At 64.9% G+C, this 21096-nt stretch carries 16 protein-coding genes; 1 reads left to right on the plus strand and 15 read right to left on the minus strand.

Annotated features, from left to right (window positions below; genetic code table 11):
• Positions 1-94: 94 nt before the first annotated feature.
• Positions 95-976, minus strand: coding sequence for a hypothetical protein (locus ACE3UG_RS08240; RefSeq protein WP_374622156.1), 882 nt, complete (start codon positions 974-976; stop codon positions 95-97).
• Positions 977-1081: 105 nt separating this feature from the next.
• Here ACE3UG_RS08240 and ACE3UG_RS08245 point away from each other — a divergent pair, with 105 nt between their 5' ends.
• Positions 1082-3430 carry a Tex family protein gene (locus tag ACE3UG_RS08245; RefSeq protein ID WP_374622158.1) on the plus strand — a complete coding sequence of 783 codons (2349 nt, stop codon included), beginning with the start codon at positions 1082-1084 and terminating at the stop codon, positions 3428-3430.
• A gap of 206 nt (positions 3431-3636) precedes the next feature.
• On the opposite strand, the gene ACE3UG_RS08250 is transcribed toward ACE3UG_RS08245, so the two are convergent.
• The 14 genes from ACE3UG_RS08250 to ACE3UG_RS08315 form a co-directional block, all read right to left on the minus strand.
• Positions 3637-5529 carry a potassium transporter Kup gene (locus tag ACE3UG_RS08250; RefSeq protein ID WP_374622161.1) on the minus strand — a complete coding sequence of 631 codons (1893 nt, stop codon included), beginning with the start codon at positions 5527-5529 and terminating at the stop codon, positions 3637-3639.
• A gap of 434 nt (positions 5530-5963) precedes the next feature.
• Positions 5964-6692: a DUF2968 domain-containing protein gene (locus ACE3UG_RS08255; RefSeq protein ID WP_374622163.1), complete on the minus strand. Its 729-nt coding sequence runs from the start codon at positions 6690-6692 to the stop codon at positions 5964-5966.
• 442 nt (positions 6693-7134) lie between these two features.
• On the minus strand, positions 7135-8550 hold the full coding sequence (locus tag ACE3UG_RS08260) for a sigma 54-interacting transcriptional regulator (protein WP_374622501.1): 1416 nt from the start codon (positions 8548-8550) through the stop codon (positions 7135-7137).
• A gap of 126 nt (positions 8551-8676) precedes the next feature.
• On the minus strand, positions 8677-10764 hold the full coding sequence (locus tag ACE3UG_RS08265) for a pilus assembly protein TadG-related protein (protein ID WP_374622165.1): 2088 nt from the start codon (positions 10762-10764) through the stop codon (positions 8677-8679).
• A 6-nt stretch (positions 10765-10770) separates the two neighbouring features.
• A complete protein-coding gene (locus ACE3UG_RS08270) occupies positions 10771-11373 on the minus strand; it encodes a DUF3613 domain-containing protein (RefSeq protein WP_374622167.1) in 603 nt (200 codons plus the stop codon).
• A gap of 70 nt (positions 11374-11443) precedes the next feature.
• Positions 11444-12568: a tetratricopeptide repeat protein gene (locus ACE3UG_RS08275; protein WP_374622169.1), complete on the minus strand. Its 1125-nt coding sequence runs from the start codon at positions 12566-12568 to the stop codon at positions 11444-11446.
• A complete protein-coding gene (locus ACE3UG_RS08280) occupies positions 12565-13596 on the minus strand; it encodes a type II secretion system F family protein (protein WP_374622171.1) in 1032 nt (343 codons plus the stop codon). The genes ACE3UG_RS08275 and ACE3UG_RS08280 overlap by 4 nt, the downstream gene beginning before the upstream one ends.
• Before the next feature lie 20 nt (positions 13597-13616).
• Complete coding sequence (locus ACE3UG_RS08285) at positions 13617-14528, minus strand: type II secretion system F family protein (RefSeq protein WP_374622173.1); 912 nt, start codon at positions 14526-14528, stop codon at positions 13617-13619.
• A gap of 8 nt (positions 14529-14536) precedes the next feature.
• Complete coding sequence (locus ACE3UG_RS08290) at positions 14537-15913, minus strand: CpaF family protein (protein WP_374622175.1); 1377 nt, start codon at positions 15911-15913, stop codon at positions 14537-14539.
• Between the two features lies 1 nt (position 15914).
• Positions 15915-17252: a hypothetical protein gene (locus ACE3UG_RS08295; protein ID WP_374622178.1), complete on the minus strand. Its 1338-nt coding sequence runs from the start codon at positions 17250-17252 to the stop codon at positions 15915-15917.
• 75 nt (positions 17253-17327) lie between these two features.
• A complete protein-coding gene (locus ACE3UG_RS08300; RefSeq protein WP_374622503.1) occupies positions 17328-18605 on the minus strand; it encodes a type II and III secretion system protein family protein in 1278 nt (425 codons plus the stop codon).
• A gap of 181 nt (positions 18606-18786) precedes the next feature.
• Positions 18787-19809 (minus strand): Flp pilus assembly protein CpaB, encoded by a 1023-nt coding sequence (gene cpaB, locus ACE3UG_RS08305; RefSeq protein WP_374622181.1) that lies wholly within the window; start codon positions 19807-19809, stop codon positions 18787-18789.
• 131 nt (positions 19810-19940) lie between these two features.
• On the minus strand, positions 19941-20417 hold the full coding sequence (locus ACE3UG_RS08310) for a TadE/TadG family type IV pilus assembly protein (RefSeq protein ID WP_374622183.1): 477 nt from the start codon (positions 20415-20417) through the stop codon (positions 19941-19943).
• 196 nt (positions 20418-20613) lie between these two features.
• Entirely contained in the window at positions 20614-21093 is a 480-nt protein-coding gene (locus tag ACE3UG_RS08315) for a prepilin peptidase (protein WP_374622186.1), read from the minus strand.
• Positions 21094-21096 lie beyond the last annotated feature (3 nt).

The following is a 21096-nucleotide window of genomic DNA, read 5'->3' on the forward strand; positions in this document are numbered from 1 at the left end:
AGCCGTGTCAAACAATGACGCTCGCGGGCAGGCCGGCGGCCAATGCCCAACACCCAACGCCCAACGCAAATGGCGGCGTCGCCCGGGACATCGCCTACTGTCCCGGCATCGCCTTCTGTGCCGGTGAACTGCCCGACTGGGACTCGTTGCGACGCGCATCCGACTTCTTCTGACGCTCGATGGCGTCCTTCTGCTTCTGGTCGTACTTGCGTACGTTTTCTTCGCGCTGGGCCGCCTTCTGCGCCGCCGTCGCCTTCGCGTCGTCGAGCTTGCGCTGCTGCTCGGCCTGCTTGGCATTGTACTGGTCAGTGTTGGCAGCGCGCTGCGGTGCCTGCCCGGTGCGCTCGGTCACACGCTGCTGATACTCGGCCTGCTTGGCTTCATAGCTTGTGACGTTCTGCGCGCGTTCTGCGGCCCGCTGCGGGGCTTCCGCTGCGGTTTGAGCGCGCTTCTCGGCGAGACGCTCATCACGTTCCTGCGCGCGCGCCTTGCGCTCCTGATCTTCGAGGACCAGCCGCTGGCTGCGAACCGCCTTGAGCGCCGTGCGCTGCTTGTCACGCGCGCTGTCGATACAGTAATTCACGAAGAACTTCGACGCGCATTCGTACTTCGCCTCTTCGAAACGATAGTCGATCCAGGCACGCTGACGATCGAGCACGGCACGCCGGCCCGCGAAATCGTCGTCAGCCGGGTGCAGATCGAGTGGGGCGTCGTACGCGACGGGCTTGTCGTCCTCGGCGAGGGCTGCGGCGTCGGCCTGGCTGGCCGGCGACGGCGTACGATCGGCCGTGGCGTCGAAAGGCACATGCGGCACGCGGAGCTGTTCGGTCGTGCGCCCGGCGGCCTCGACTGCCGAGAGTCCCTGCGCGAACGACGCGCCCGGCACGACGGCCATCGCCGTCACGATGCCGAACGCGCCCACTGCGGCAGGACGGCACGAATACAGGCGCGAAAACAATTTTGCGAAGGAAATCATGAGGTTGAGCAGAGTAATGCCAAATTTTAACATTGCCTGCCCGGACGCGCCCGCGGTTTATGGCAAAATGCCCCGCTCCTGGCACTTGGGTAACTCGCAACACTCATGACGCAAAACGTAGCCCTTCAGATCGTTCAACGTATCGCCGACGAACTCAGCGTGCAGCCGCGTCAGGTCGCGGCGGCTGTGAAACTGCTGGACGAAGGCGCCACCGTGCCCTTCATCGCTCGCTACCGCAAGGAAGTGACCGAAAACCTCGATGACACGCAGTTGCGTACGCTCGAAGAGCGCCTGCTTTATCTTCGCGAGCTTGAGGAACGCCGCGCGTCGATCCTCGCGAGCATTGACGAGCAGGGCAAGCTGACCGACGAGTTGCGCACCGCTATCGAGGCTGCCGACACGAAGCAGACGCTCGAAGACCTTTATCTGCCCTACAAGCCGAAGCGCCGCACCCGCGCGCAAATCGCCCGCGAAGCCGGTCTCGAACCGCTCGCGCAGGCATTGCTCGCCGATCCGACGCTCGACCCGCAAATCGAAGCCGCCAAGTTCGTCGACGCCGAAAAGGGCGTGGCCGACGTCAAGGCCGCGCTCGATGGCGCGCGCGACATCCTGTCGGAACAATTCGGCGAGACGGCCGAGTTGCTCGGCAAACTGCGCGATTACCTATGGCATCAGGGGGTCGTTTCGTCGAAGGTCATCGAAGGCAAGGAAAACGAGGAAGGCGAGAAATTCCGCGACTATTACGACTACGCCGAACCGATCGCCGCCGTGCCGTCGCATCGCGCGCTCGCCCTCTTCCGCGGTCGTAACCTCGGCATTCTGATGGTCAAGCTCGGCCTGGGCGAGGAACTCGACGCCCAGATCCCGCATCCGTGCGAAGGCGTGATCGCGGGCCACTTCGGCATTCGCCAGCAGAACCGCGCCGCCGACAAGTGGCTCGGCGATGTGTGCCGCTGGTGCTGGCGCGTCAAGGTGCAGCCGCACCTCGAATCGGAACTGCTCACGCAAATTCGCGAAAGCGCCGAGAGCGAGGCCATTCGCGTGTTCGCTCGCAACCTCAAGGCGTTGTTGCTGGCCGCGCCGGCCGGCCCGAAGAGCGTGATCGGCCTCGACCCGGGTCTGCGCACCGGCGTGAAGGTGGCGGTGGTCGACCCCACGGGCAAGCTGCTGGGCACCGACACCATCTACCCGCACGAGCCGCGCCGCGATTGGGACGGCTCGCTCTCGCGACTCTCGAAGATCGCCGCCGCGACCGGCGCGGAACTCGTGAGCATTGGCAACGGCACGGCCTCGCGCGAAACCGACAAGCTCGCACTCGAGCTGATCAAGCGCCATCCGGAACTCAGGCTTCAGAAAATCGTGGTCTCGGAAGCGGGCGCTTCGGTGTACTCGGCATCTGAATTCGCGGCGAAGGAATTTCCCGAACTCGACGTCTCGCTTCGCGGCGCAGTGTCGATCGCCCGCCGCCTGCAGGATCCGCTGGCCGAACTCGTCAAGATCGAGCCGAAGGCCATCGGCGTAGGCCAGTATCAGCACGACGTGAACCAGCGCGAGCTGGCGCGCATGCTCGATGCCGTGGTCGAGGACTGCGTGAACGCCGTGGGCGTGGACGTCAACACCGCTTCGGCACCCTTGCTCGCGCGCGTGTCAGGTTTGAACAGCACGCTCGCGAAGAACATCGTGGACTTCCGCGACAGCAATGGCCCGTTTGCGAATCGCGAAGCCCTCAAGAAGGTGCCGCGTCTGGGCGACAAGACCTTCGAGCAGGCCGCAGGCTTCCTGCGCGTGAACGGCGGCGACAATCCGCTCGATCGCTCGTCGGTGCACCCGGAAGCGTATCCGGTTGTCGAGCGCATTCTGGCGAAGATCAAGAAGACCATTGGCGACGTCATGGGCAATGGCTCGGTCGTGCGCAGCGTCTCGGCGACTGAATTCGTCGACGAGCGTTTCGGCCTGCCGACCGTCAAGGACATCCTCACCGAACTCGAGAAGCCGGGCCGCGATCCGCGACCGGAGTTCAAGACGGCGACGTTCCAGGAAGGTGTCGAGAAGCTGACCGACCTCAAGCCGGGCATGCAGCTCGAAGGCGTGGTGACGAATGTGGCCGCGTTCGGCGCGTTCATCGACATCGGGGTCCATCAGGACGGCCTGGTGCACGTTTCCGCCATGTCGACGAAGTTCATCAAGGATCCGCACGAGGTCGTGAAAGCTGGCGACATCGTGAAGGTGAAGGTGCTCGAAGTCGATCCGCGCCGTCAGCGCATCTCGCTCACCATGCGGTTGAACGACGATCTGCCGGTGGCGGGGGCGAGCGATCGCCCAGGCAGCGGCGGTGGAAGTGGGAGCGGACGCGGCGGTGCCGGCGGTGGCCAGCGCGGCGGTGGCGCGCAACGTCAACGCGAGCCGGAGACGGTCAACGCCATGGCGGCCGCCTTCGCCAAACTCAAGCGCTGAACCAGGCAAGAAGACCGACGCGCGGCCGCCTGAGCCGCGCATCGCGAATCGCGAATCGCGATGCGCGACGGGCCCGCCATCTCCGGATCGCGGGCCTTTTGTTTATCCAACAGATGCAAAAAAGCCGGTGCAGCTCAGAGAGACGGCTCCACCGGCTAATGTCGAACTTCGCGCCCGGCCCCGGCCAACGGGGCACTGGCCGCGCCTCAAATCTCGATCTTGGTTCCGAGTTCAACCACGCGGTTCGCGGGAATGCTGAAGAAGTCGGTCGGCTTGGCCGCGTTCTGATGCATCCATGCGAACAGGCGTTCGCGCCAGATCGACATCCCCGGCAGCTTGGTCGGCACCACCGTCTCACGCGCGAGGAAGAACGACGTGTCCATCAACTCAAAGTGCATGTCCGTCTTCTGCTCGAGCCAATTCAGCACTTCCTTCACGTCGGGCGTCTCGTTGAAACCGAACGTTGCCACGACGCTGTGCAACCCGCCGGAGTGGTCTTTGACCTCGAGGCGGTTGGCGTCCTCGACGTAAGGCACATCGACGGTTCGGAACGTCAGGAAGATCGTACGTTCGTGCAGGATGCGGTTGTGCTTGAGGTTGTGCAGCAGGCTCACCGGCACCAGCGAATTGCCGCCGGTCAGGTAAATCGCGGTGCCCGCCACGCGATGCGGCGGATGCGCGAGCAGGCCCTGCAGGAACGGGGCGAGCGGTATACCGTCGGCGGCCGTGCGCTCGCGCAGCAATTGACGGCCCTTGTGCCAGGTCATCAGCATGAAGAACAGGAACGCGCCCAGCGCCAGCGGGAGCCAGCCGCCCTCTTCGACTTTGATCAGGTTCGCACCGAAGAACGCGAAGTCGACCACGAGGAAACCGGTGATGATCAGCGCTACGAGGAACTTGTTCCAGTTCCAGACCTTGACCATGACCACGCAAGCGAGAATCGTCGTGATGACCATCGTTGTCGTCACCGCAATGCCATACGCCGCCGCGAGATTGCTCGACGACTTGAACGCCAGCACGATCCAGATGATGACCACCAGCAGCGCCCAGTTGATCACCGGCATGTAGATCTGGCCGATTTCGCGATCCGACGTATGCAGAATCTTCATGCGCGGCACATAACCGAGCTGAATGGCCTGACTCGTCAGCGAGAACGCCCCGGAAATCACGGCCTGCGATGCAATCACGGTAGCCGCAGTGGCGACGATCACCAGCGGTATCAGCGCCCAGTCGGGGGCGAGCAGGAAGAACGGGTTCGCGATGGCCTTCGGATTCGTGAGCAGCAACGCGCCCTGACCGAAGTAATTCAGCACCAGCGACGGGAACACGAGGAACGACCATCCATACCGGATCGGACGAATGCCGAAGTGCCCCATGTCGGCATACAGCGCCTCTGCACCGGTCAGCACCAGGAACACGGAACCGAGCACGATATAGGCTTGCAGGGCGTGCGTGTGGATGAAGTGGATGCCGTAGTACGGGTTGATCGCCTTGATGATCTCAGGCGCGGCGACGATGTTGCTGACGCCGAGCACGCCGAGAAGCAGGAACCACGTCACCATCACCGGGCCGAACAGACGCCCGACCTTGGCCGTGCCCGATTTCTGCATCGAGAACAGGATGATCAGGATGGCGATGGTGATCGGCAGCACGAAGCGCGAGAGCGAAGGGGCGGCGATTTCCAGCCCCTCGACCGCCGACATCACGGAGATGGCGGGGGTGATGACGGCGTCGCCGTAAAACATGCAGGCGCCGAACATGCCCAGCATCATCAGCACCGACGCCCATTTGCTGCCGGCACGCACGCTGCGCAGGCTGAGCGCCATGAGCGCAAGTACGCCCCCTTCACCGCGGTTGTCCGCGCGCATCACGAACAGCACGTATTTGAGGGAGACGACGATCACCAGCGCCCAGAACAGCAGCGAGATGATGCCGAACACGGCTTGCTGGTTGAACGGAATGCCGTGCTGCGGATCGAAACACTCCTTGAGCGCATAGAGCGGGCTGGTGCCGATATCGCCGAAGACCACGCCGATGGCCGCCACGATGAGCGCGGGCAAAGCCTGAGGGCGCTGCCCGTGTCGTATGTTTTGCGTCATAAGGTTTGGGTAATCGCTTTATTGCGCTGCACAAAGTGGGCGCTATTCTAACTGGGCGCCGGCTCCCTCGCCAGTCCGGACAGGTGCTGAGTGCCGAACGTCGTACGTGACAGGCTTAGCTAGGATAATTCGAGCCGCGCGCCGTGACCAGTGTGGCGCGACAAGGGTTTTGCCGCCCCAAGCCACCAAAGGGTTGTGCGTGCGACGGCGCGTTTCGAGTTGCAAATGCGAGACATATGGCCAGCATGCGCGATTCACGAGTCGACAGCCTCGTCAAATGCGTGTAGCGCCAGCGTGCACGACACCTCGCGCCCCGTGCGCGCCCGACATTTCGCGTCACGGTCAGCGTGTCGCGCACCATAAAAAAACCGCCCGAAGGCGGTTTTTTCCACATCGACAGGCGTCGGCCGAACAATGGCCGATGGGCCATCGACTCAACGACGATGCGGCGGCTTGCGGTTGACTGTGCTCTTGACCGAGCGCACGAGATCGGAGTCGGCGCTGTTCTGCTCGGCTTCCAGCGAGCGGATCTGGCCTTGCAGGTCGTTCAGGCGCAGACGGGCAGCGGTACGTTCCGTTTCCAGCGCAGAGGCTTGCTCACGCACAGCCTGCTGGTTCTGGGCCAGCGCCTGCTCCTGCTGACGCTGAATCGTCAGATCGTTCTGCACCGCATTCAGACGCGCTTCGCTCGCGGCCAGTTGGCGCTCCATCAGTGCTTTCTGGGCTTCGAGCTTGATGCGGCGAATTTCGACATCGGCGAGCACCTGCGTCTGACGCACGAAGTCGGCATACAGCGCTTCGGCCTTCTTCTCGTTGCTGAGTTTGACCACGCGCCAGAACTGGCCCTCGTGGAACAGCGCGACGTAGTACCCAATCGTCTGCGGATAGAACAACAGGCTCGCACCATAGCGGCCGTTGTAGGTAGTGCGAAGTTCGGAGACTTCCTTGTTCTGAATGCGATCTCGCAGTTCCTGGATCGCCCCCGAAGCGGCTGCCGGAGCCGTGGCCGATTGCGCAGGCGCTGCCGGCGCCGCGAGCTGTGCGGATGTTGCGCCCGTCACGTCCTTGACCGCGTCTGCAGCCCGCGCTGACATCCCCCAGGCCGCCAGGCATGCCACCCCCACGCCCAACCAAAACCGCCCCCGGCAATCACTGATTTTCATCTGATCTGTTTTCCTGTTATCGACCGGATCGTTTCACGATCCTTGTTCGCCGCTTTCACTCACCCCCCGGACGCCGTCCCGAGGATCTGACACCTGCGAATTTGTGGAATGATAACCGCATGCCCGCAATAGCCAACAATTCTATCCATTGAGGCGCGCTCTTCCAAGCGGGGAATGCGTTATTGCGCCCGCCCGATTTCATCTGTTGATACCGCGCAACTCCGGGGTCCACGCGAGTTCCGCCGAAGGGAACCTACATGTCAGACAAATCCCGTCATCCAAGTGGAAATTGAGGCATTGCCCACGCAAGAGACGTGACAAGCAGGCACGGATCGTTTTGGCGGGGGGTAACGTCCGGCTATCGTCAGGAAGTGCGCTTTTCAGCCGTTTCCTTCGGTTTGCCAACATTGCGGGCCGGGTGCGCGGCGCTTCGGCGCCATCGCTAGGGTGCGCCGCCGGCACCGCCCTCTTCCTCGCTGGCCAGTTCCGAATCGTTGCCGAGAATCTGATATTTGCGCATTTTTTCCCAAAGCACCTTGCGGCTGATGCCCAGGGCGTTGGCGGTGTCCTGACGGCGCCAGCCGTTGGCGTCGAGCGCGGCGACGATGCGCGCCCGCTCGGTCGCGTCCCAGCGGCCTCGCTCGGCCAGCGCCCCACTGCGCAGTGCGTCGTCGGCGCGGGCGGGCGCGCCGATGGCGAGCGCATCGAAGATCGGGCGGATGCGCCGTTCGTCCCAGCCGCCGAGTTGCCGATAGATGATGCCAACGCGCTCCGCAATGTTGCGCATCTCGCGCACGTTGCCGGGAAACACCCCGCACTCGACCCGTTCGCGCAGCCACGGCGGCACTTGCGCCCCGATCTCGCTGTCGCCGACGACCTTGCCGAGATAGGCCGCGAAGACGGCGAGCTTGTCGACGGGCCCGCGCTCTTCGAGGCTGGGGATATGCAGCTCGATCACGGCGAGTCGGTAGAACAGGTCGGCACGAAACAATTCGTCGCGCACCATCGTCTTGAGGTTCTTGTTGGTGGCGGCCACGAGCCGGAAGTCGAGCTTCACCGGCTGCGCCGAACCGAGGCGCGTGACGGCACTGTCTTCCAGCACCCGCAGCAGCTTGACTTGCTGATAGAGCGGCAGATCGCCGATTTCGTCGAGGAAGAGCGTGCCGTCGTTAGCCTGCTCGAAATAGCCCTTGTGCGAATAGAGGGCGCCGGTGAACGCGCCTTTGGCGTGCCCGAAGAAGTGCGACTCGAACAGGCCGTCGGGAATCGCGCCGCAGTTCACGGCAACGAACGGCCCTTGCCCGTAATGGGTCTGCTTGTCGTGGAGCAGACGCGCAATCCGCTCCTTGCCCACGCCGGTCTCGCCATGAATGAGGACGTTCGAATCGCAATCGGCGAAGGCGTCGACCTCGGCGAGCAGGTCGAGCATGGCGCTCGACTGGGCGACGAGCGGGTCGGCGGGCGCCGGGGTGCGGTCGGCTTCTGCAATGGCGCCGCAGAGTTTGAAGATGAGCGTGCGCAGTTCCGCGCCGGAGAAGTCGAGCGTGAGGATGTTGCTGTACTCGGGCGGGTAGACGCGGGGATCGTTTTCGCGCGGCGTGGTCGCCACCCAGATGACGGGCATGCCGTGGCCCAACTGCCACTCTTGCGCGTTGGTCGATGCGCCTTCGATCACCGATACGCTCACCACCGCGATGGACGGGCGCGCCTTGGTGCGCTCGCGCGACAGATCGATGCCGTCGGCGCGAATGACTTCCATGTCGAAGCTCGCGAGGCAATGCGCAACGCGGTCGGCAATGTCCGACTTGCCTTCCCACACGTACACGTCGAGGTCTTCACGTACTGGCTTGCTTTTCATGCTTGTCCGCTGGTTGCCGGACACCCCGGAGGTGTCCGTCATGAGGTGTTTCGGTGCTTCGGTCCGGCCGGGCCGTCGGGCCTGGCCGTGTTGGCCGCTTGGCTGCCTGGCGCCTGTCCGGCGCCGCTAATACACCAGTTGTACGAGTCCGTTCTGGCAGTTGATGCTGTCCACGGTGACGGTGGTCGTGCCAAGCGAGACGCCCAACGACGTGAGAAGCGTGTTAAGCACCGTGCTGAGCGGGTTGAGCAACGGGTTGAGCAATGTGTAAAGAATGCTGCCGAGCACGGGCGAGATGTCGGCGGTGCCGATCGATGCCGACACGGCATTGATGCGACATTGATTCGCCGCGCTGCCCGACAGATTGCACACTAGATCCGATACCCCGCCAAACAGCCCATTCACGATTCCGTCGAGCGTATTGACCAGTCCCGAGACGAGTCCGCCCAAGCCCCCTAAGATTTGCGGAAAATTGAGCGTTACCACACCGCCCAGCGTACTGCCGAGGGCATTCGCCGTCGTCTGGAGTCCAGCCGCCGCCGAACTGAGAAACGAGTTGACCGTCGAGATGGTGAAGGCCGCCGTCGGCACGTTGCCGACCAGACCTGTGCTGATCGTGTTTGACGACGACGTCCCAGACTTACTTACGTCGAGCGACAAGCTCGTGAGCAACGCAGGGACAATCTTCGCAATAATCTGAGAGAGATCCAGGTTTGACGCGAAGTCGTGGACCTGCGGGAACGGTCCGGTAAAGGTGTATGGCGTAGGCGAATTGGTCACCAGCGAAAGGTTGACGTTTCCGCCCACGTTCACCAAACCCAACAAGGTCGCGATGTTCGTACGCTGCGTCATGAGCGTGGTGCAGCTTGCAGGGTTGCTTGCGACATTCACACCGCTCGCGGTGCCGCCCACACAGACATTCACCAACCCGGAATTGACTTGCATGGTCGCGGAAGGTGTCGCGCCGCATTGCAGCGCCGTCACCGTGGCGGTCGACTGCGCCGCCTCAATTACGAGCGGTAGATTCAACTGCGTGCCCAGACCGCTGAGCACCCCGCCCAGCGTACCGACCGACGAGTTGACCGTCAGGAACAGGCGCACCTGTGCCGTGGTCGCCGTCGCTCCGACGCCGCCTACGCCGACCTGAGGCGGCGAGATCACGCGGGCCACGACCGACACCGTTCCGCCAAGAATCGAGAGCGACGGGATCGCCACGGCGTTGCTGCCGTTCGCGCCAACAACGGCAGCGGATATCAGATCGGCCACGCCGATATTGGCGCTGAGTGCATTGGCAGCGCTCACTCCCGCTGCGTCGATGTTTGCGATGATGCCGGGCGTCGTCGCCGTACCCAGCAAGTTGATGGGCAGGTTCAGCACCGGGCTGCCGGCGAACACATTGATGAGATTGTTCATCGCCGCGACCGACACCGAGAGCGCGCCGTTCTGCGTGATCAATGCCGTATTCGTCGCACTCAGCAATTGCCCGACGGTGAGATTCTTCACCGCCGCCACCCCCGAAAGCGACGCAACGCTGACATCCCCCGTGACCGGGACCCCAAGCGCCTGCAACAATCCCTGCGGCGTAACGTTGACGCCAACGAGTTGCTGCGCCGCGGCGACATAGAGCGTTGGTGAAATGCCGACTGCCTGAAGCAACGGTGCAAGCAGCGACTTGTTCGTATCAAGCTTCAGCAATCCCGAATCGACCGTAAACGTCACGACTGCGGGCGCCTTACGGGCGATGGCCGTGGCGGTGATGGTGCGCGTGCCCGTGAGTTGGAAGAACGACGGCACGGCCAGCGACAGCGTCACCGACACCGCATTGCCGCTCGCGGCATTGCCCGAGTTAGCCGCGACAAACGTTCCAGGTACGGTGGCCGATGCCGCAGACGAAGTCCAGATGCCGCACGACGACGTCACCTGCAAGCCAGAGACGTTGCTGCCCATGTTCGACGTCACGTTCGCCTGCACGACCGTGGCAAACGACGTCGCATTGGCACAGCCCGGCAACGTCTGCGCACCGGCGAGCGCTCCCATGTCGGCCGCGCGTTGCAGGTCGCGCCGCTTCATGAACGCGTAGCCCGCATCGATGGCGAACGCGAGAATCAGCACCACGATCACGAACGAGAACGCCAGAATCGGCACCGATCCGCGTTGCCGCCCCCGGGCGAAGGCCGCACGACCCATTTGGCGCACACGCTCACGCGCAATCATGACGCGTCACTGGCTTGCGCCAGCCCCCGTTGCTGCCGGCGCGGCCGCCGCACCGCCGCCACCGCTGTTGCCCGTCCCGCTGTCGCTCTGGACGATCGTCGGATAGAACTGAGGAATCGCGTACGTAAAGCTGTCCAGATAGCGCTTGTAGGCGCGCGAAGCCGTCGAACCAAGCATCGGTAGCCCCGGCCCCGCGGCCAGATTGTTCGCTTGCAGCGTGAGCAGCGCTTCGGTCTCGTCGCCCAACATGCCGTCAGGGGCGTGCTCGCCCACGCGTAACGGCGTGTCGCGCCGAACCACGTCGCGTGGCACGCGTGCCGGTTGCGCCGCAGGCACCTCCGCCGTGCGCGCCCCTTTAGCCCCTTGAACCCCTTGCGTGTACCCGGCGTCGGCCACGGCCGGCGCAGACGGTGCAGACGGCACAACCCGCGCCCCCGGTGTCGGTGCGGCGACGGCGCGCGCGTCGACGCCGCCCATCGATCCCGTGATCGGTGCATTGCTTTGCGCGGCGGCCGCGCCGGCCCAAAGCGCGAGCGCGGCCACCGCGAACCGCGCCACCGCTCGCGGTCGCAAGCCCGATGTCGCCTGTGGTTTCTCGACTGCCATCATGGCGTCTCCGTGATATTGCGTGGCGCGCATCCTGGGCGCTGCGCCACGCGTCAATAAGTAAGCCATCGCGTTACTCCGAATGGCTGAAACGCTCGAGCATCGACGTCGGCATGTCGCTGCGGGTGGCCTCTGTGGCCCGCGCCAGCGTGGCATGCGCCATCGCCGCCGGAACCGAGGCCGCGTCGCCCGGCGTCTTGCCTGGCCCCGTGTCGGGCGACCCACCCGGCGTCAGACGGACGACCACCGGCGCATCCGCGCCCGCAACGCCCGCCGCACTTGCTTCACTTCCCGCCGCGCCGCGCGCTGCCGTCACCATCGGCGCGGCTTTCTGTGCGGTCGGCGCGATCGATGCGGCCGCCTGCACGGCAGCACGTGCTGCCGCAGCCTGCGCCGCCGCCCGGCGCGCCTTCACCTGCGCACCGATCTCGGCGGCAAGTCTGTCGATGGCATCGCGCGTGGTCTGCGGCATCTTTGCGCGCGTCATCATCTCGTCGGCACGCGAGCGCTCGCCCGCCACCACGAGATACACGGCGAGATTGCTCAATACCTTGCGACTCTCGGGCCGCAGCTCGGCCGCCTGAGCGAGGGGCACTCGCGCGGCGACCGTATCGCCATTGTTCAACAGCGCGAAGCCGAGATCGCTCAGATAGAACGCCTGCGTCGGCGCGCGCGTCACTGCTTCGCGCAGTGCCTGCACCGCGCTCGCGTAATCCTTGTGTTGCGCCGCGATCAACCCCAGGCCATGCCATGCCGCCGCCGCTTCGCTGCCGCTCAGCAATGTCCGATACGCCTGCTCGGCCGCGTCGGGTTGCCCCGTCTCGCGCAAGGCGTCGGCGCGCAGAACGTCGATATCCGGCGCAGCACCGTACTGAATGCGGAACTGATCGATGTGCGCCAGCGACGCGAAGTACGCGCCCTGCTCCTGCATCTGCCGAATCATCGACAGGTACAGTTCGCGCGTATCGGGTTTGGCGGCCTTGGCCATTTCCTCGTCGTTCTGCTGGGCCTGCATGAACGCGGCAGCCGTCGGCGCACCGTAACCGCCGATGCGTGGCCCGCCACATCCGGCAAGCGTCGCCGCACAGAGCACGACAATCAGTCCGCTCGCCGTCGCGCGGCCGGCCCTGCCTTCGCCGTGCACGCGGGGTGCCGCAGCGGCCCGCGTGAGGCGGGATATCTCGCTTCGTAGGATCACTGCATGGCCTCCATCGATTTGGTCAGCGACAGGATGGCCGGCCCCGCGACCACCAGCATCAGCGCGGGCAGCAGGGTCAGCATCATCGCCAGTGTCATCTTTACCGTGAGCTTGCCGATGCGCTCCTTCATGGTCTGGCGACGTTGCTCGCGCAAGCGGTCGCTGAACTGCTGCAGCGGCTCCTGTACCGCACCGCCGTGCTGCTCCACCTGCACGATGAGCCGCACCAGCGCACGCAGATCGTCGTTGTCGTACACCTCGCGCAGCCGGGCCATCGACGCCTCGCGCCCACGTCCGGAAGCATGCTGGCGATTGGCGCTCTCGAACTCTTTGGACAAGATCGGCAAGACTTCGCGAAAATCGGTAACCATCACGTACAGACTCTGATCCATCGACAGGCCCACCCCTTGCAGCAGACGCAACAGATCGATGAGCAAGGGCAGTTCGTCGACCAGATCGCGACGGCGCTGGGTCGCCTTGCGCTGCACATAGAACTTCGGCACCAGCAGTCCAGCCCCCGCCGCGCCAATCAGGCGCAGCATCGTGCCGAGCCCGCCATTGCCCGGGAACCACCACCAGACAAGCAGCGGCAGCACCACCGCCAGCGCCACCCGCGAAAACAGGAACAGCGATTTGGCGCGCACGCTGTCATAGCCGCACTGTGCGAGCAGCAAACGATCTTCGGCCGCGATCAAATACTGCCCGAGACGTGTTTCCGACCACTGTTTGCCAAGCGCCGCCGCGCGATCGAACAAGGCGCGCCAACCGCGCCGCCCCCCCTCGCCGCTCGTCAGCCCGTCGTCATCGCCCTGGGCACGCAGCCCGCCCGTTGCACTCGCCGCACGAAGCGCCGCCAGCGCCTGTTGCTGCCGGCTGGCCAGCACCTGATCGATCATGCGTTCACTGCGCCCCTGACGCACCGCGCGCAACACGAGGGCCGACGCCGCCAGCAGCAGCCCGGCCGCAACCATCAACAGGCCCAGCATCATCCACAGGTGCGAGTTGCCCGACAGCGACGAAAGCGTCATGACAGTGTCTTTCCTCCCGCTCACAGCGACTTGGCCAGCCGGTACAGCAAGAAGCCGCCGAACACTTCCAGCCCCAAGCCGATCGCCAGCAGCTTCTGACCTGACCCCTCCTGGAACATCGGCTCGAAGAACTTCGGATTCAGCAACATCAGCACGGCACTGACAACGATCGGCAGCGCCGCCAGCACCCACGCCGACATCCGTGTCTCGGACGACAACGCATACAGTTCCGATTGCGCCTGCTCGCGATCGCGCATAAAGCCGGCCATGCGCGACAGAATCTGGTCGGCGCGTCCACCGAAGCGGGTGGAGAGATCGACCACCGATGCGAACAGATAAATCTCCTCGACGTGGTACACGCGCGCGATTTGCTTGAGCGCAACGTCCAGATCGACACCCGCCTGAACCTGCCGCACCGCCCGGTCCAGCAACTCGCGCAGTGGCATGTCGGCGTTGCCGGCCGCCGTCTGGAACGCGGCCGGCAAACTATTGCCGACCGTCAACATGCGCACCATGCCGTCGAGAAAAATCGGCAACTGACGCACGATGTTGCGATGCCGGCGCGCCGCCTTGAACCAGTAGCGCATCACCGTACCGACGGCGTACATCAGCAGAATGACGATGGCCGAGAGCGGCCCATGCCAAGCCCAGAACACCAGCACCAGCAGCAGCCCCGGCGCGACCAGCGTTGCGTAGAACATCGGGTTGGGTTGCACGCCCGCGCGCTCGAAGAAGAACTCCCACGGCAATGACTTGCGGCGCGGCGTGCGCTCGATGGACCCCTCGCCTGCCGCAAACCGCGGCGCGTTCTGGGCGAGTTGTCGATCGAGAAACGCACTCGTCGCCTGCGCGCGTACGCGCTGGTGCGTGCGGCGCCATAGCTCCAGCCCTGCCGCGATGAGCAGCAGCGCAATGCATATGACCCACCGCACGACGGCATTCATCGCCGGCGCCCGAAGAAGCCACCACCGCCGCCCGAATCCGGCGGCGTGTTGGCCTGCGCCTGTGCGGCCGCGGCCGCAGCGGCGTTGCGCGTCTGCTCGCGATAGCGCTGCAACTTCGGCGAATGCGGCTGAAGGCCGAGCGAGACCCAGCGATCCTTCTCTTCGCCGTCGGGACCCACGACCGATTCGTGACGGAAGAGCTCCTGCGTCGAGATCACCGTATCCGAGACCCCCGTGACCTCGGTAATGGACAGAATGCGCCGGCGTCCGCTGGAGAGCCGGCCGATCTGCACGATGAAATCGAGCGCACTCGTGATCTGCCGGCGCAGACTACTCTCGCTGCCTTGAAAACCGGCAAAGCCCGCGAGCATCTCAAGACGGTAGAGACATTCGCGCGGCGAGTTGGCGTGAATCGTCGCCATCGAGCCTTCGTGGCCGGTATTCATGGCCTGCATCATTTCCAGCACTTCGGAGCCGCGCACTTCGCCCACGATGATCCGGTCGGGACGCATGCGCAAACTGTTGCGAATCAGATCGCGAATGCTCACCTCGCCCGATCCGTCGAAGCCGCCCTGACGCGATTCGAGCCGTACCACGTGCGGATGGTTGAGCGAGAGTTCGGCGGTGTCCTCGACCGTCACCACGCGCTCGGTCGCCGGAATGAAGCTCGCGAGCGCATTGAGCAGCGACGTCTTGCCCGAGCTGGTGCCGCCGGAGACAAGAATGTTGCAACGCGAGCGCACCGCCGCTTCGAGCAGACCGTAAATCTCTTCGTTGAAGCTGCCAAGTGCGAGCAGGTCGGACGGCTTGAGCGGGTCCTTGCGAAACTTGCGAATCGAGACCACTGGGCCGTCCACCGCCAGCGGCTCGATCACCACGTTCAGACGCCCGCCGTCGGGCAGGCGCGCATCGACCATCGGATTCGACTCGTCGAGCCGGCGGCCGATCGGCGCAAGAATGCGTCGCACAATGCGCAGCAGATGCTGATTGTCGGAGAAGCGTAACGCCTCGCGGGCCAGCACGCCCTGACGCGAGACGTACACGTCGTTGTAACCGTTGATCAAGATATCTTCCACCGCTGGGTCTGCGAGCAGATCCTCGATGGGGCCGAATCCGGCCAGCTCTTTCGTGAGCGCATCGGAGATCTGGCGCAGCTCCGATTCGTTGATCGGAATACGGCGCAAACGCACGAAGCCGTCCATTTCCAGATCGACGAACTGCTGAATCGCGCTGCGGCTCCAACGTCCGAACTCGGCGCCGAGTTCCTCGATCCGCGCGAGCAGATGTTCATGCGCTGCGGTCTTGATGTCCTGAAACTGCTGTGAATTGGCAAACGCGCGCTTGTCGTCGGCAAATTCGATGGAGTCGGTCATATCAGTGCTTTCCCATGAATCGGCCCAGCCAGCCCGAGGACTGACGATGTGCTGCGGCTCGCGCCTGTTGCGCGCTGAGCAATCGTTCGACCAGCGGTTGCAACGCGCGCACGTACGGGTCGCTGCGCGCGGTATCGAGAATCAGCTTGCCCTGGTTGGTCGACGAGAGCATGGCGAGCGGTCGGTCGGGCAGCGTGGCGAGCAACGGAACGTCGAATCGCTTGGCGATCTGGTCGGCCGCCATGCCATAGCGCGGGTCGTAGCGGTTGAGTACGAGATGCAGATGCGTACGCTCGACACTCTTTTCTTCCAGATCACGCAGCATCGAGGCGAGCGAGACGATGGCCCCCACGCTTTGATCGACCACCAGCCAGACCTCGTCGGCCGCGCGCACGAGGCTCGCGACGAACGCCGGATTCGAAAAGCCGCCCAGATCGGCCACGATCAAATCGAAGAACGCACGCAACCGGTCGGTGAGCGCCAGCGCGTCGCCCGCAGCCACGCTGCGCATGTCGCCCAGGTCGAGCGGCAGCGGCAGGACCGCCAGACCGCTGGGCGTATGCGAGACGGCCGTGTGCACGAGCGTCTCGTCGAAACGCCGCAGGTTCTGCACTGCCTCGGCAAAACTGAACTGGCTCTGCGTATTGAGATAAAGCAGGCCGTCCCCCGAGGGCAGCCCCAGATCGAGCAGCGCCACATGACCGAGCAGCGAGGCGTCGAACTTGTCGTCCTTGTTCGCCGGCTTCGGGGTCCTGGCCGCCTTGTCGGGGTGGGCGCCCACGAACATTTCCTGTCCGAGCTGCGCCAAATGGGCGGCGAGCGTGCTGCAGCCGACACCGATACGCGCGCCGAGCAGCACCACGAAGCGGCCGTGGCGTTGCGGCGCGGCGATACCCGCCTTCGGCGTTTGATCGATCACCCGGCGAATGACGTCGAGCGCTTCGTCGTGCGGCGATTGCATATCGATGAAATCGTGGACGCCGGCACGGATCGCCGCCTTCATCCCGTCGGCCCGCGCCATCGAGCCCACCGCCACCAGAGGCAGTTTGGGCGCCACACGCTTGAGCATGTGCGCGAGTTCGACCGCGCCGGCGATGCCGCCATCGGGGGCTTCGTCGGCCTGGCCGGTCGGTTCACCGGAGAAATCGAGCAGCACGACCTGCGGATCGAGATCGCCGATGCGTTGCTGCAGTTGCGCCGGACGGCCGGCCTCCTGCAACACCACGCCCTCCTCGCGCAATGCCGCCGAAAGCCACTGACCGTGGCCGGCGTGCGCACTGCAGAAGAGGAAGCGATGCAACTCTGTCATGGTGTCCAGTATTCGCGTCGGTGCGTTCATGTGTGCACTCCTTACTGCCCTGTCCTGGCTCTCGCCCTTGCGCCGCTCGATACCGCCTTCGCGCCCGTATCGGCGTTATTTCGAGAATCCCGGCAATTCGCTGTCGCTCGCCCCGCCCATCAGGTAGGCGCCCCACACCGGCCCCGGACGACGCTCACGCGTATCGCCCGGCAACGGCATCGCGACCCCCTTGGCAACCGGCTTGACCAAATGCGGTGTGACAACGATCACCAGCTCCTTCTCGGCGCTGTTGTACTTCAGATTGCGGAAAAATGCGCCGATGAACGGCAGATCGCCGAGCAACGGCACCTTGTCGACGGCAGCGGTCGTCGTGCGCGAAATCAGGCCGCCGATGACGAAGCTCTCGCCGTCGCCCAATTCGACCGTCGTGTCCGCACGGCGCGTCGTGATCGCAGGAATCTGGGTCGAATCGGTCACGATGGCATTCGTATAGTCGATGTCCGACGCCTCAGGCGCCACCTTCAACGCAATCCGGTTCGGCGACAGAATCGTCGGCGTGACCGTCAGCCCCACACCGAACGGCTTGTAGACGATCGTGGTCGTGCCGAGGCCGCCCGACTGCGGCACCGGAATCTCACCGCCCGCGAGAAAGCTCGCGCTCTGGCCCGAGAGCGCAACCAGCGTCGGTGCGGCGAGCACACGGCCAAGACCGTTCGATTGCAGCAGGTCGATCTCCGCCGACAGGCTGAACGCGCCTCGGGTGATCGAGCCGAAGAACGAGCCGAAGTTCGGCACACCGCTCGTGCCGCCGAACGCGGAGTTGAGCGCCGAGCTCACGCCAAAGCCGCCCGAGCCGCTCTTCTTCGACGCGCCGAAGCTCGCTCCCAACTGATTGAGAATGTTGCGGTTGATTTCCACGATCTTGACGTCGACCTGCACCACGCCGGTCTCCCCGACCGTCGAGCGATCGACAACGACACCGCCCTTGCCCGCCGCATCGACGGCCGCCGATTGCAGCCCGCTGTGTTCGATGACGCTATTCGCATGTCCCTTGATGAGCGCCGCGTTGCCCCGCGCGTCGACACTCGCCGTGCCGGTGTCGCCCAGGGCGCCTTGCAAATCGCCCGTCACGTGCACTTCCCAACGCACCGGCTCGCCACCACGCGGCCATGCAGCGATCTGCGTAGTCCCCGCCTTCTTGCCGACGACCAGCACCGAGCCGGGCCGACCGCCGGAGCCTTTGAGCACGACCACGTCTGCCACGGCCGGATCGGCCACGGCAACGCGCTCGAGCGCGCCCGGCACGTGCAACTCGAACTGATCGTGAACGCCCAGCGTCAGCGATCGCGATCCGGCGCGCGAGGCGGTGCCGGCGGCGTCGGCCAGACGCATCGGCACCGTGGCCCCGCACGCGAGCAGCGCGGCGAAGCACAACAGCGTTCCCGTTACGCGTCTGGTCTCTCGTCTGGCAGTGCGAAGCTGGCTTCTGATCATGGTGTGGCTGTATCGGTCACGGTGTCGGTTGAGTGGCGTAGCGTATTCGGTCGGACGTCCATGGCGTCGGTCGCGAGCGTCAGTAAGCGGCGGTGGTCTGTTGTGCGCCACGCACGACCTCGATCGTGCCACCGCCGCCAGTCCTTGCGCCCGGCGCACGACCGGGCATCGCCGGACGGCGCGGCGGCGCACCCGCAAGCCCCGTCGTGGCGATCCCGGCGTAGGCCTGGTTCTCGGGCGTATCGAGCGCCGCCTTGTCCTCGCCCTTGAGCCCGGCCTTGCCCACGAGCACCGGCGGCGGCGACGGGAACAGCGACGTATCGGGTGTGGCGTCGTCCGCCGGGTTGCGCAGCGCCAGCGTGATCTTGCCCTGCTGCGTGCCCAACACCACACGGTTGACGTCGGCCACCGGCACGGCAACCACGGCGGCGGTCGCCGGCATGGGCGCCTGCGTATTGACGGCAGGCTGCGGCGGTGGCGGGGCTGACGTGGTGGCTGCCTGAACGGTGGATGCCACCCCCGGCGCGGTCGGTGGCGGCGTCACATCGTCGAGCGACGCATTGCCGTAGCTCAACACGCGCACCCGCGACGCGAGCAAACGCGCCTGCGTGTCGTCGACCAGGCCCACGGCCGGCCCGGCCGGCTGATTGGTCTTCATCGTGAAGAAAACATCCACGTAATCGCCCGGGCGGATGCGGTTGCTCACGCCAACGGTTTCGGTGACAGGAATCGCGACGGCCCGCTCGCCCGGCGCGAGCTGCAACGCAAGGCCGCGCGCGAGCGTGTTTTGCGTGATAGGCACACCGGCCGCGACGGCAACGAGCGGCACGCGCCCCACGACATCGGCCGGGTTGACGAAGCCGCCTGCCGTCTGGCTATCGAACTGCACGAGCTTCACGCCGTCTGCCCCGATGGGCTGTCCCGGCGCGAGCGCCTTGGCCGCCACCACGGCCGGATAGCGCTGCGTGAGCGTCTGTGTCACCGGAGAAGGCGTAGCGGCCGGTGCCGGCACGTTGGATGTCCCGAGACGCAACGCGAAGAGTGCCAGCAGCACACCGGCGACAACCAACACAGCAGCGAGAATCTTGGTGGCTTTGTTCATGGCTTGGGGCCTGTCGGCCGCTCAGTCACAACTTGCGGGACGCCGGCGAGCCGGCGGCATGACAACTGGGTAAACATCACATCCCTTTTCGCGTCCGATACAACGACTTTCCCCACTGGCGCGGCGCTCGCCTAACTGCCGCCGAGCGTCGACGTGTCCAGCGTGATCGCGGCGGTACCGACAACGTTCTGCGGCACGAGCGCGCCAAGGCCCGGCCAATTGACGGTCATCGGCTGAGTGAGGGTGAGCGTGACATGAACGATGCATTGCGAACTGGCGCCCACACCCGACGCCGGGCACGGATACGTCGCATCGGGCGTGAAGCTGGTGCTCACGGCCGATGCCGACGGCCAGGTCAACGTGGTGTCGATCGCCTGCGTGGCGTAGCCCTGGCGCTGCGACATGGTGCCGGCGCGCAGCATCGCACGGCCGGCTTCGGAAGCGGCCTGCGTGAGCATCTGACGGGCAAGAATGGTGATGGAGAAGGCGACGGCGACATAAAACGCCGGCAACAGGATCATCAGGATGAGCATGAATTCCAGAGCGGCGACGCCGCGTGAGCGCGCGCATCGCAACCCTGATCCTGCCTGTGCCCCAGACCGCTTCATGACGATGCTCCCCGTCGCGCACGGCACTCTGTGGCCGTGTTTGGCGACGCATTGGCCCTACCCATTTGCGCGGCATCGCCCGCGCCCCCCGTTATCTCGGCACTGCCTGTGGCAGCACTCGTCACCGCTTGACATCGCGCCCGTCGTGGGTGCCCCCCTCGACGTGCCGCTGCCGTTCCCACTGCACTGACTGTCCTTACCGCACCACGAGCGCCGCAACCGCCAGATAAGCCCCGTAGGGCAATCCCGCGCGGCCTGCGCGCCACTGCAAAATTCTTTGCCAGACGGCCGACGTCGTCAGACGTTCACGCCACCGCGCCAGCCACTTCAACCGCCCGCTCAACAACACCAGCGCATGCACGCCTGCCGCCACACTGGCCAGACACCAGACCGGCAGCAGCGCCGGATAACCCGCCACCCATCCAATCAGCGCAAAGAGCTTGACGTCGCCAGCGCCCATCACGCCTCGCCACCAGAAAGGCAGCAATACGATCAATCCGATCAGCGCGCCGAGTCCGTGAACCCACAACACCTGCGGCTCGCCATACCACGCCCGCCACACGATCCACACCGAGGCCAGCGCCCCGATACACAGCAGCCAGGCATTCGGAATGCGGCGAGCGATCAGGTCGGTGATCACGATCGGCACGCACAGCAGCCACAGCAGCGTGAGCACGAT

It is taken from the genome of Pandoraea sp., assembly GCF_041919235.1.
GTDB lineage: Bacteria > Pseudomonadota > Gammaproteobacteria > Burkholderiales > Burkholderiaceae > Pandoraea.